Genomic DNA, 9560 nt, shown 5'->3' on the forward strand with positions numbered 1-9560 from the left:
ATGGGGGCTCTGACGAAAGCTGAAATGGCCGAACGTCTCTACGAAGAGCTAGGCCTGAATAAACGCGAGGCCAAGGAATTGGTCGAGCTATTCTTTGAAGAAATCAGGCACGCTCTCGAAGATAACGAACAGGTCAAATTGTCCGGTTTCGGTAACTTCGACCTTCGGGATAAACGCCAGCGTCCTGGCCGCAACCCGAAAACGGGTGAAGAAATCCCGATCACGGCGCGCCGTGTGGTCACCTTTCGTCCAGGGCAGAAGTTGAAGGCCCGAGTTGAGGCTTATGCTGGAACCAAGTCATAACGACGAGCTCCCGGTCATTCCGGGCAAGCGCTACTTCACCATTGGTGAAGTCAGTGAGCTCTGTGCGGTCAAGCCGCATGTGCTGCGTTATTGGGAGCAGGAGTTTCCTCAACTCAACCCCGTCAAGCGCCGCGGAAATCGCCGGTATTATCAGCGCCAGGATGTGCTGATGATCCGGCAGATCCGCGCGTTGCTTTATGACCAGGGGTTCACCATCGGCGGGGCGCGTCTGCGTCTTTCCGGTGATGAGGCCAAAGACGATACGACCCAGTACAAGCAACTGATCCGTCAGATGATCTCTGAGCTGGAAGATGTGCTTGTGGTGCTAAAAAAGTAATTCTCTGTTTTAAATACTTCCACTTTTCAAAAGCTTGCGGTATATTCCTCAACGTTTCCTGAGAAGTGAAACAGATTTCACGCCTAGTCGGGGCGTAGCGCAGTCCGGTAGCGCACTAGCATGGGGTGCTAGGGGTCGAGTGTTCGAATCACTCCGTCCCGACCATATTATTCAATGACTTAGCCGCTTTCGAGCGGCTTTGTTGTTTCTGCCATAGTGACTTTCCAAGTGACCCTGGCCTTTTTCTTCATGCCTCCCTCCTTTTCAAAATCGTCAGCGCTGGTGCACGCGAGTCAGTTGCTGATACCTTGTTTGCCGCCTCAATGAGCTGATCCAGTTCTGCTGCCGAGTAGTGACTGGTGATGCTTCCGTTCTTGTGGCCGAGTAGCGCTTTCCGATCTTCCTCTGTCACTCCTGCAGCGCGTAGCCTTCTCCCAAAGGTGTGCTTCAGGTCGTGAATGCGGATCCTGGCAAAGCCATCGTGCGCCGGCCGCAGGAACTTCTCCTGCCACTTCTTCGCCGCCCTGATCCTGGCCTTCTTCCAGGCAGAGTCATTCATGCGGTGAACCGTTGTTTCATTCCCCTCGCCATCAGGCTTGCCAAACGGGAACACGTAGAGCGGGTGCTTTCCGCGCTGCTTCTCGATCACCGACTTGGCCACGTCATTCAAAACTACCAGACGCTCGTCTCGGTTCTTCACGCCAGATCTGGCGCTTCTGCCGCCAAAGCCCGCGGGTATCAGAAAGACGCTTGTACCCAGTTCCGGCACCGCAATCTCCCAATTCCACTGGAGCTTGCACACCTCCTGCTCCCGGCACCCCGTGTTGACCTTGAACATTGCCATGGTCTGGAGGTGAGCCGGCAGCTCGGCGAACAGGATCGATTGCTCTTCCCACGAAAGTGGGTAGGGCTTCCGGCTGTTCGTTCGCTCATCAAGCAGTGAAATCATCGGCACCACGTCGAGCAGCGGCCGGCGCTCCTCATCCCGCCATTTCCGCGCACAGAGGTTCAGCACACGGATGACCCGTTGAAGAGCGATGTTCACGGTTCGGTTGGTGACCGGCTTCCCCACCGCAGGATTCAGCTTCGACTGGATGTATGGCGCTAGCGCATCGTCATCTATGTGTGTCAGCGGCATATCGCCAATGAACGGGTCAAGCTGCTCCATGTACGTTGCCGAAATGTGGATAGAGGCCTGGTCCTTCACCTCGAGCAGGAAACGAGTCGCAGCCTCCCGCCAGGTCCTGACCCGTCTCACTCCGTAGACCTTCTGTTGGCGCAATTGCTCCAGCTTGTGGATCAGATACTGCTCTGCTTCGGCGCGGTCACAAGTGCCAGTACTCTCTTGAATTCGTTCTCCTCTGTACTTTTTGTCGATCTTCCAGATGCCGTTCGGCATTTGCTGGAGGCCGGTGATTGCTTTTTGGGCCATGACGTTGCTCCTGTGGCCCCGGCATGGCGCTCGCTGCGGGGGCGATTGTTGTCCTGATTCGCTGCCTTTTCAATTGCCATGGCCTCGATGTATGCATCTGCCCACTGGTCGAGTTCGTGACGGTCGAAGGCAACGCCTTGTTTCCCAATGGGGAATTCGCGGACGTGTGGGCGGACAGTGCCGTCGAAAATTGCTCGACACATGCCGAGGTAGGCGGGCGCATGCTTTGCCCGGATGAAGCGCGGTGCGGTCTCTAGGACCGGAGCTAACTTTGTGTTGGCCATAGAAACTCCTCGCCACGCCGTTGCCGGGTGGATTGATTTAGGGGGGGGAGTACCGCGCTATGCGGCCTTTATGAAAGGTGGCTTGCTACTTGATGGTCGGGGACTGTTGCGATTTCGGGTTGACCCCTTTGCCCATGGCGGCGTCTGGCAGTGGCAATACCGAAGAAACAGTCGCGATCTCAAACCACTTGGTCCAGAAAACATCCTGGCATTCGCCAGACTCGTATGCGATGAAGGCGGTGTGTCCCTCTTCGGGCAAATTGAGGTCAGCGATTATCTCGGCAACCGCTTCTTCGATAAGGCCAAAGTCATCAGAGCCAAGCCAGTTACCCAGCAGATGAGTGATTCGGACGGTGTACTCGCCTTCTTCGATGTCGCATCCGCACTCAGTTTCGATGGTGATCTCGAAAACTTTCTGGTCACCCTTGCGCCCCTTAAGCAGGGAGAAATCATATTCATCGAAGCCAGCGATACGTGCTCGTTCAAGGTCTTCAATGACCTTGTTCTGCGCGTCGAAGCCGGTGCGCAGGCCTGCGAGTTCGGCGCGGAGCTGGTCGCGATCAGCTTCACGCTGTATAGCAGCCTCTTCCCACTTATTGACGCACAACAACAAAAGGTCGCGCTCGATTAGTAACGACTGGGCAATTGAATGGAACTGTCGGCGCGACAACTCGCTTCCCATAGCCATCTCAAATGGCATGCTGATCACGCCTCTTGTGATTTCGCTCATGGACCAACCTCCAGCGCTCGTGAATGATCGGCAATCTTCTTGACCAGCTCTTCCTTATCCATGCCAAGCGCATCAGCGATGTACTGGCACACCTGGGCAGCCTCAGAGCGGCTGAAGGTGATACCTTGACCTGGCTTCCATTCGGTCCGGGCACGTAGTGCGTCGTAGGCTTCCGTGTATGGATATCGGCTCATGGCTTGCTCCTTCTCGTGGCGGCCCTGCGCATGGCCTGGGCCTTTTTCTTCGCTTCATCGCGGCTCTTGGCTTCCACCTGGAACACCTCGCACTCCGCATAGTCGGGATCGTTCGGTGACCCTCCGGTATCCCACGTTCCACTGGGCCAGCGTGCTACTGTCCACAGACTCATGGCTTCACCCTCAGGCCCAGGGATTCGATGGCAGCACGGCATTCATCGATACCTTCTTTGTGAGCAAAAGCTGCCTCCGCATGCTGATAGCGACGAGCCCCGACAATCGCGTCAGGAAGCTCCACCACCAGCGATTCGCGGGATGCAGCAAAGAAAGCCCATGCAACAGATCTATCTTCAGCGGTGCAAATTCCCTGGCATCGAGCCTGATGAAATGCCTCTTCAAACTCTTCCCGCATCTTGTCGCTCATACCGCAGCTCCTTCCTTCTTACCCTTGCGCCGACGCTCGACCTCTTGCAGCCGCTCAGTCGTAAGCACGATGAAATTCCTGATCCCGGTCTTTACCGGGAATGACTCGCCGTCGAACTCGACCCAGAGGCCGGAGCGGCGCTGTTCTGGGATGCGGTCGATTGCGTCGTAGAGGCGACCCAGACCGCCGTCCAGCCTTACTTCGTGGATATCAATGAGCATGGCGGGCCACCTCGATGACTTGCCGGATTCCTCGGGCGTAATCTGCAGGCCGGCTCTGCGCTGAAAGCTCCAGGTTGCAGGCCATCGTTTCGACCGGCCCACGTTCGTCGAACATTGCCCGCGGCAAGTGAGACGGCTGCATCAGCATCTCTGCCGCAAACTTGCGGCCTTCTTGAATTTCGATGAGGGACATAGGATCGCTCCATGCCGCGCGTGGCGGCAGAAGTTGGGTTAGGGCTTGGCGGGGAACCATTCGGTGTCGTATTCGAGCTGGGTAACCAGCTCCGGGGTCAGGCTCGGCAGCTGGCGCTCGAATACCAGATAGCCGAACGGCTTTTTGATCCAGTCCGGCACGGCCTTCATGAATTCGCCTTTGTAGATCCGCAGCAGGTGGTCAACTGCTTTCTCGAAGTCCTCCTCGCGGTAATTCCCCTCGCAGATGGTGCCGTTGCTTACCCGCCACACGGTGCGCTTTGGCTGTGCCTCGGCCGCCTTGATCTTCTCGGCCATCTGGTCACGGGCGTAGCGCATCTGGTCCAGGGTTAGGGTGGCGACCCAGGCATCGGTCCCGATGCTCTGGGTATGGCCGTATTCGCATTTGATTTCGGGCATACAAATTCCTCGCCCGCCATCGCCGGCAGGCTTTCCGATTGTTGAGTGGGGTGTTTCAGATGGTGCTGATCGCCGCCGGCGTTGCGCCGTGGCACTGTCTCTGGGTTCGCCCGGTCTATGTCTTGCCTACTACCCTGGCTGACTGCTACCCGGGCCGGGCGAACTACATTCGCGGTCAAACTCCCGGCCGCCCTTTGAAGGCAAGCCAAATATAGTGGCGACCTTTGGCCGTAACCTTGATCTTTCCGGTCTGTCTGTTCCAGCTGATCAGTCGCAGCTCTTCCAGGATGCAGGTCAGTGTGTGGCCTTGGTGCCAGCCGGCCAGCGCCTTGATACAGCCCTGGGCCAGCAGGCCCCGGTAATCAGTGTGCCCGAAGTTGGTGCCCTGAAACGAGTTCTGCACTTGCTCATCGGTCACTAGGTCGGTGATGGCTTTTACACTCGGGTCGAGCCGGTAGCATTTGTGCGTCATGGCCTTGGCTCCTTGTAGCCGCTGCTGATGCGGTCGGCGATCCCTTCCAGGCTCTCAGCCATTCCCCACATGTCGTTGTTGTCGCGGCGGGATACGACCTTGCAACGGGCGACGTTGCGACCAATCAAGATCCATGCTGCCAGCCTGATCAACCAGGCCTCGGCCTTTCTGCGAAAGAACCTGTTCATGGCCTTGGCCCCGTGTAGATGTTCCATGCGAGGTAGAGCAGGGCGGGGAGGATCATTAGTAATTCCCCCAGTTCAAGCCCTGGATATAGTCGTTAGGGATGGTCACCGCCTCGGCTGGAATCGTGCTTTCGACTTCAAGATTGCCGAAGTACCCGATAGCTGCCTGGGCGCGCTCCAGCGACAACTGGGCATGCCGAATCTGCCAGGACTTGCGTGCTTTGTACGAGCGCAAAGCCAGCACCTTGTCGGTGTAAGCGAAGCGACGCCCCCAGTTGCCACCGTCCTTCAGTACGCGCTTGCGGCGCTTCTTCACTGCGTCGGCGGTCCAGCTGTATTGCGGGCCTTTGACGAGGTCGCAGGTGTGTTTGTCGCCGATGTAGTAGCACTGTGCGGTTTCGCCAATCACCTGGTAGGTGATGCAGTGGACCTCAAGGCCGTCTGGCCCGATTGTGTCGATGTAGCGGTAGTGGTCTGGCCACGCTTTCTTCATTTCTTCAGGCATGACTTCGTCCTTGGCCGCTATAGCGGCTGACTTTGAAGGGGAGGTTATTGCGGGTGACGCGAGTAATCGAAGTGCGGAGCGCGATGAGAAGGGCCCGTGATCCGTTTCCAGACTGTCCAGTAGTAGTGGTAACGTCTGCGCTGCAATCTCTCGAGACGGCCAAATGAATCATCAAACACCAGCTAATGCCGCAGCAACAAATGCTGGCAAGGTAAGTACTGCCCACCCGCCTATTTGGTATTACGGCCCCGAAATACCCATTATCGGAAGCAATGGTATGGGCGTTTTTGGCTTCTCTCTTGCGCTGATTCTGCTTTTACCGGCCTACGGGCTGGCGCCGCTCCTTTTCACCGGGCCGGACGTCATTCAGGGTGTGCAGCTTGACAATGGCGATAGCCTGACACCGTCATTCTTCATGCTGTCAATGCTGGCCTTTACAGTTTTCATTGGTGCGTTCTTTGCGTGGGTTGTCTCTGAGCCTCAAGTGCAGGCCTTCACGTTCGACGAAAATCAGCAGTTGCTGACCCTCACCATAACCCGTCGTTGTCGAAGCCCCATTGAAGTACGCGTCCCGTTTAGCGAAATCATCTACATTTGCCCTTATGTGATGAATTCGTCTGCTCATGATGGACATTTTCACGTCGCGTATCGCGGAGCGAAGGGCAAGGTTTTTGGGTATCGTCTAGGGGACGGTACTTCTCTCGAAAATATTGAGTTTCATGGTGCGTGGTTGCGTGGAATGGTAGGAGAGCGAATGTGCGAGCTGACGGATCTCGACGACTGAAAGCAGCCTATAGCCAGTCTGAGCTACCGCACTATTGGTCGGCCCCATCAGGTATTCATTAGTCATACGGCATTCCTTGCCGGGCCAGGCCCAGGCGGTGGGTGCTACGATGGCGCCTCACTCAAACGAGCAAGCCCATGACAAAGCACGATATTTATGATGAGCACGAAGGCTTTCAGCTCTGGAACTACATGGAGTGCGAGAAGGACGAAGAGGGCCGGGAGACCTGGCGGATCAACGTCGAAGTGAAGCGGGGCGGCGAAGTGGTGGTGCCGGTTGTTGCGGGTGATCGCACCTACGTTGACCGTGGCCTGGCGCAGGTAGCCGGCCGAGAGCTGGGTGCCAAGCTGGTAGCCGGCAGGGCTTAAGCCGCCTCCGATACCCGTTCAGTAACGCGCCACGGGTCATTGGCCCGCGCCAGTGCCGCCATCGGCGGTGGGCTGACGCTGTTGCCGCACATGTGCACCTGCTGGGTCTTTGTGAATGGCTGTCCGTCTGCACCGTGGCTGATGATGTAGTCGTCGGGGAAGCCCTGAGCCTTGTACAGCTCTGAGGGTTGCAGCATCCGCAGGCAGATATCGACGATTACATACGGTGTTCCCTTAATCGTGACGGTGACCAGGCCCAGGCGATCCTTGGTTGTGACTGTTGGGGCTGGCTCGTTGGCGCCGCTCACGTTCTCGGTGCCGTAGTAGCTGATCAGGAACGCCGCGACACGCAGCGCCCCCTTCTCATGCTCGGGCGCCAGGTGGTACTCAACAACCCCGTGGTGGGTGCCGGCGGCGCTGACGGTGTGCAACGGCTCGTCGCAATCCTTCGCATCACAGTTGCCGCGCAGGTGCAGCAGGTTTGCCGTCACCAGCTGTTGCTGGCTGCCTGTGTTGGTAACCGTGGTCATTGGGGCTTCGACGCTTTTGGCATGCGTGGTGTTGAAGCCGCCATTCATCTGGGCCATGAGCGCAGTCACCACTGAACGGTGGTTCTGAGTCATCAGGGTGCCGGCAGGCTGGTCAATTGGCGCCGGCTTGCCGGAGTACTCAGGGCCGCCAGTACCCACCAGCACAGCGCCGGCTATGGCGTGTTTGACGCCGCCGGCAACAACGGTGCCCAGCGGCTGGCCAAGGCCAGGCACTCTGGGTTCCTGGCCAGTGCGCTCGCCGTATCCGGTTTGGATGAGTGTTGGACTGATCAGCGTCAGCTCGCCGCGATTCGCGCAGGTCACAGTCGGCAGCGGGGCGGCAGGGTCGTTGATGCGAACGCTGCCCTGGTGCGTGGCCGGTGCGATGATCGGGCTTGCCATCGCGAATGAACCGCCACGGGGCCAGGACGTCACGGTCCGCAGCGGTTCATGGGCTGACTGCACGCTGTCGCCGGACCAGTTCGCAATCGGCACGATGAACGGGTCAGCAGCATCGAGGACGAATTTCTTCATGCCCTTGGCGATTCGCCGCAGGGTGGCTGGCGCCAGAGGCTTGGGCCGGTCGAAGATGCTTTTGCTCGGGATGGTCCAGTCGATGCACTCGGCGGCGGTGCGCCACTTCTTCTGGCCTTTGGCCGGGTTCTTGGCATGGGTTGGCTCTGGCCACACGATGGGCTGGCCGTCGCAGCGGGCGATCATGAACAGGCGTTCCCGGCTGGTCGGTGCGCCGAAGTCGCACGCCTTGATCACGCGCCACTCGACGGCATAGCCAAGGCGTTGCAGCTCGGCGACGAACACGGCCCAGGTTTGCCCGCGCCGGGCTGGATCTGGCACCAGGAACTGCTGGTGGACCGGCACAACCTCACCAGGAGCTGCCACGCTGCCACCCAGTTTCACTACCCGCCCGGTGGCTTTGTCGCGCTTTGCAACGAGGGGGCCCCACTGCAGGATCTGTTTCACGTTCTCCAGGCTGATCACCCGGGGCTTCTTCTTGCCGGCCCATTTCAAACCGATCCACGAAAGGTTTCGGATCTCGCGCTTGCGTGGCTGGCCACCAGCGGCCTGACTGTGGTGTGTGCAGTCCGGCGACATGTGAAACCAGCCTACGGCCTTGCCGCCGCATTCGGTGTCCGGATCACCGTCGAACACGTCGGTGGTGTAGTGCACGGCGCCCGGGTGATTCACGGTGTGCATGCTGATCGCTGCAGGGCTGTGGTTCTTCGCGACGTTCACCGCGCGGCCCAGGCCCATTTCCAGGCCAGTACCAGCGCCGCCACCCCCGCAGAAGAAGTCGACAACGATCTCATCGTCCTGAGTACTGAAGCCAAGCCCATACTGGGTTTTGAAGTCGAAGGGGTGTTTCTTCTGTTGTGCGGACATAGAAGATCCTCGCCGGCTGGCGTGATTCGTAGAAGTGGGGTATTTGTGTTCGGCCCGGCATGGAGCCGGAACCAGGAGGAAAGATGTCTGTTTGGAGCGAGTTGTTTTCCGGTGTGGCTGGCGCGCTGTTGGTTCTGGTGGTTCAGAAGGCGGGGTCGACGTGGTCAAACCGTCGCGATTCGGACGCTATTTATCGATGGATGGAGAGCGAGTCCAAATTAGCTGGCTCTCCTGACTTCAGATCAACCCGTGCAATAGCGAGTCATACCAATCTCACGGAAGAGCGCGTTCGCCTTCTGTGTAGTACTCACCTTTTGATTTTCCTTTCGACGGGTACGCAGCCAGATCTGTGGACGATCAAGGAGCGCCTGCGGAATCCCCAGCACCACATGTCTTGATCAATCATCGTGACCGATGCGCAGCGCCTCGCGGTCGAAGGCAAGCTTCAATTTCCGCGACACGTTTTCTGGTATCACGTACGCGTGTCGCGGCGGCGGAGTTAGCAGTGGAAGGGCGCCGCCCGGGCCAAGGCCGTGAAGGTGGTGAATCATCAGTGTGATCGCCTCGCCCTGTTCCTCGATGCCGCTCCAGGCCATCAGGTCAGCCAGTGCTTGGCGGGTGCCGGCCATCGTGTGTAACCGCAATTCCTCTTCGCCGCGGCTCTTTCGCTTCGCCGCGGTCTTTGCTGAGCGTTCTTTCTGAGCTGCAGCCATGGTGTGCCTCTATGCCGCTGGCTGGCATATCCAGCCAGGTTTGCCGTTTTCGTTGTTGGGTTCTG

General features: G+C 58.3%; 17 protein-coding genes and 1 tRNA gene. 5 read left to right on the forward strand and 13 right to left on the reverse strand.

The window, feature by feature from the left end; all coding sequences use genetic code 11:
- The 3 genes from ihfA to KI242_RS10930 all read left to right on the forward strand — a co-directional run bounded on the left by ihfA (position 1) and on the right by KI242_RS10930 (position 805).
- Complete coding sequence (ihfA, locus tag KI242_RS10920) at positions 1 to 303, forward strand: integration host factor subunit alpha (protein WP_002553164.1); 303 nt, start codon at positions 1 to 3, stop codon at positions 301 to 303.
- Positions 284 to 640, forward strand: a complete 357-nt coding sequence (locus KI242_RS10925) for a MerR family transcriptional regulator (RefSeq protein WP_007920509.1) — start codon at positions 284 to 286, stop codon at positions 638 to 640. The genes ihfA and KI242_RS10925 overlap by 20 nt, the downstream gene beginning before the upstream one ends.
- An 88-nt stretch (positions 641 to 728) precedes the next feature.
- Positions 729 to 805: transfer RNA gene (locus KI242_RS10930), tRNA-Pro, on the forward strand.
- A gap of 82 nt (positions 806 to 887) precedes the next feature.
- Here KI242_RS10930 and KI242_RS10935 read toward each other — a convergent pair.
- The 11 genes from KI242_RS10935 to KI242_RS10980 all read right to left on the reverse strand — a co-directional run bounded on the left by KI242_RS10935 (position 888) and on the right by KI242_RS10980 (position 5699).
- Positions 888 to 2039, reverse strand: a complete 1152-nt coding sequence (locus tag KI242_RS10935) for a tyrosine-type recombinase/integrase (protein ID WP_244868215.1) — start codon at positions 2037 to 2039, stop codon at positions 888 to 890.
- Positions 1940 to 2356 (reverse strand): hypothetical protein, encoded by a 417-nt coding sequence (locus tag KI242_RS31725; protein WP_244868175.1) that lies wholly within the window; start codon positions 2354 to 2356, stop codon positions 1940 to 1942. The genes KI242_RS10935 and KI242_RS31725 overlap by 100 nt, the downstream gene beginning before the upstream one ends.
- 85 nt (positions 2357 to 2441) lie before the next feature.
- Positions 2442 to 3086 carry a hypothetical protein gene (locus KI242_RS10940; RefSeq protein ID WP_212806407.1) on the reverse strand — a complete coding sequence of 215 codons (645 nt, stop codon included), beginning with the start codon at positions 3084 to 3086 and terminating at the stop codon, positions 2442 to 2444.
- Positions 3083 to 3280, reverse strand: coding sequence for a hypothetical protein (locus KI242_RS10945; RefSeq protein ID WP_212806097.1), 198 nt, complete (start codon positions 3278 to 3280; stop codon positions 3083 to 3085). The genes KI242_RS10940 and KI242_RS10945 overlap by 4 nt, the downstream gene beginning before the upstream one ends.
- A 169-nt stretch (positions 3281 to 3449) precedes the next feature.
- Positions 3450 to 3704 carry a hypothetical protein gene (locus tag KI242_RS10950; protein ID WP_212806098.1) on the reverse strand — a complete coding sequence of 85 codons (255 nt, stop codon included), beginning with the start codon at positions 3702 to 3704 and terminating at the stop codon, positions 3450 to 3452.
- Complete coding sequence (locus KI242_RS10955) at positions 3701 to 3925, reverse strand: hypothetical protein (RefSeq protein WP_210692866.1); 225 nt, start codon at positions 3923 to 3925, stop codon at positions 3701 to 3703. Before KI242_RS10955 ends, KI242_RS10950 begins: the two co-directional genes overlap by 4 nt.
- The gene (locus tag KI242_RS10960) at positions 3915 to 4118 is read right to left on the reverse strand and encodes a hypothetical protein (RefSeq protein WP_212806099.1); all 204 of its coding nucleotides are present in this window, start codon (positions 4116 to 4118) and stop codon (positions 3915 to 3917) included. Before KI242_RS10960 ends, KI242_RS10955 begins: the two co-directional genes overlap by 11 nt.
- 38 nt (positions 4119 to 4156) lie before the next feature.
- Positions 4157 to 4537 (reverse strand): hypothetical protein, encoded by a 381-nt coding sequence (locus KI242_RS10965; protein ID WP_212806100.1) that lies wholly within the window; start codon positions 4535 to 4537, stop codon positions 4157 to 4159.
- Between the two features lie 175 nt (positions 4538 to 4712).
- A complete protein-coding gene (locus KI242_RS10970) occupies positions 4713 to 5009 on the reverse strand; it encodes a hypothetical protein (RefSeq protein ID WP_212806101.1) in 297 nt (98 codons plus the stop codon).
- Positions 5006 to 5197 (reverse strand): hypothetical protein, encoded by a 192-nt coding sequence (locus KI242_RS10975; protein WP_041118615.1) that lies wholly within the window; start codon positions 5195 to 5197, stop codon positions 5006 to 5008. The genes KI242_RS10970 and KI242_RS10975 overlap by 4 nt, the downstream gene beginning before the upstream one ends.
- Before the next feature lie 55 nt (positions 5198 to 5252).
- Complete coding sequence (locus tag KI242_RS10980; protein WP_212806102.1) at positions 5253 to 5699, reverse strand: hypothetical protein; 447 nt, start codon at positions 5697 to 5699, stop codon at positions 5253 to 5255.
- A gap of 163 nt (positions 5700 to 5862) precedes the next feature.
- Here KI242_RS10980 and KI242_RS10985 point away from each other — a divergent pair, with 163 nt between their 5' ends.
- The gene (locus tag KI242_RS10985) at positions 5863 to 6483 is read left to right on the forward strand and encodes a hypothetical protein (protein WP_227454139.1); all 621 of its coding nucleotides are present in this window, start codon (positions 5863 to 5865) and stop codon (positions 6481 to 6483) included.
- A 137-nt stretch (positions 6484 to 6620) separates the two neighbouring features.
- Positions 6621 to 6851 (forward strand): hypothetical protein, encoded by a 231-nt coding sequence (locus KI242_RS10990; RefSeq protein WP_078468668.1) that lies wholly within the window; start codon positions 6621 to 6623, stop codon positions 6849 to 6851.
- Here KI242_RS10990 and KI242_RS10995 read toward each other — a convergent pair.
- Both KI242_RS10995 and KI242_RS11000 read right to left on the reverse strand, forming a co-directional pair.
- Complete coding sequence (locus KI242_RS10995; protein ID WP_212806103.1) at positions 6848 to 8782, reverse strand: DNA cytosine methyltransferase; 1935 nt, start codon at positions 8780 to 8782, stop codon at positions 6848 to 6850. The genes KI242_RS10990 and KI242_RS10995 overlap by 4 nt on opposite strands.
- Before the next feature lie 398 nt (positions 8783 to 9180).
- On the reverse strand, positions 9181 to 9495 hold the full coding sequence (locus KI242_RS11000) for a hypothetical protein (protein ID WP_212806104.1): 315 nt from the start codon (positions 9493 to 9495) through the stop codon (positions 9181 to 9183).
- Positions 9496 to 9560: the final 65 nt, after the last annotated feature.

This window comes from Pseudomonas sp. Eqa60 (genome assembly GCF_018326405.1).
In the GTDB taxonomy this organism is placed as follows: domain Bacteria; phylum Pseudomonadota; class Gammaproteobacteria; order Pseudomonadales; family Pseudomonadaceae; genus Aquipseudomonas; species Aquipseudomonas protegens.

What these genes read in the sequence shown, in the direction of transcription:
- ihfA (WP_002553164.1), top strand. Translation starts at nt 1, where the DNA reads ATGGGGGCTCTGACGAAAGCTGAAATGGCCGAACGTCTCTACGAAGAG.
- KI242_RS10925 (WP_007920509.1), top strand. Translation starts at nt 284, where the DNA reads ATGCTGGAACCAAGTCATAACGACGAGCTCCCGGTCATTCCGGGCAAG.
- KI242_RS10935 (WP_244868215.1), bottom strand. Translation starts at nt 2,039, where the DNA reads ATGCCGAACGGCATCTGGAAGATCGACAAAAAGTACAGAGGAGAACGA.
- KI242_RS31725 (WP_244868175.1), bottom strand. Translation starts at nt 2,356, where the DNA reads ATGGCCAACACAAAGTTAGCTCCGGTCCTAGAGACCGCACCGCGCTTC.
- KI242_RS10940 (WP_212806407.1), bottom strand. Translation starts at nt 3,086, where the DNA reads ATGAGCGAAATCACAAGAGGCGTGATCAGCATGCCATTTGAGATGGCT.
- KI242_RS10945 (WP_212806097.1), bottom strand. Translation starts at nt 3,280, where the DNA reads ATGAGCCGATATCCATACACGGAAGCCTACGACGCACTACGTGCCCGG.
- KI242_RS10950 (WP_212806098.1), bottom strand. Translation starts at nt 3,704, where the DNA reads ATGAGCGACAAGATGCGGGAAGAGTTTGAAGAGGCATTTCATCAGGCT.
- KI242_RS10955 (WP_210692866.1), bottom strand. Translation starts at nt 3,925, where the DNA reads ATGCTCATTGATATCCACGAAGTAAGGCTGGACGGCGGTCTGGGTCGC.
- KI242_RS10960 (WP_212806099.1), bottom strand. Translation starts at nt 4,118, where the DNA reads ATGTCCCTCATCGAAATTCAAGAAGGCCGCAAGTTTGCGGCAGAGATG.
- KI242_RS10965 (WP_212806100.1), bottom strand. Translation starts at nt 4,537, where the DNA reads ATGCCCGAAATCAAATGCGAATACGGCCATACCCAGAGCATCGGGACC.
- KI242_RS10970 (WP_212806101.1), bottom strand. Translation starts at nt 5,009, where the DNA reads ATGACGCACAAATGCTACCGGCTCGACCCGAGTGTAAAAGCCATCACC.
- KI242_RS10975 (WP_041118615.1), bottom strand. Translation starts at nt 5,197, where the DNA reads ATGAACAGGTTCTTTCGCAGAAAGGCCGAGGCCTGGTTGATCAGGCTG.
- KI242_RS10980 (WP_212806102.1), bottom strand. Translation starts at nt 5,699, where the DNA reads ATGCCTGAAGAAATGAAGAAAGCGTGGCCAGACCACTACCGCTACATC.
- KI242_RS10985 (WP_227454139.1), top strand. Translation starts at nt 5,863, where the DNA reads ATGAATCATCAAACACCAGCTAATGCCGCAGCAACAAATGCTGGCAAG.
- KI242_RS10990 (WP_078468668.1), top strand. Translation starts at nt 6,621, where the DNA reads ATGACAAAGCACGATATTTATGATGAGCACGAAGGCTTTCAGCTCTGG.
- KI242_RS10995 (WP_212806103.1), bottom strand. Translation starts at nt 8,782, where the DNA reads ATGTCCGCACAACAGAAGAAACACCCCTTCGACTTCAAAACCCAGTAT.
- KI242_RS11000 (WP_212806104.1), bottom strand. Translation starts at nt 9,495, where the DNA reads ATGGCTGCAGCTCAGAAAGAACGCTCAGCAAAGACCGCGGCGAAGCGA.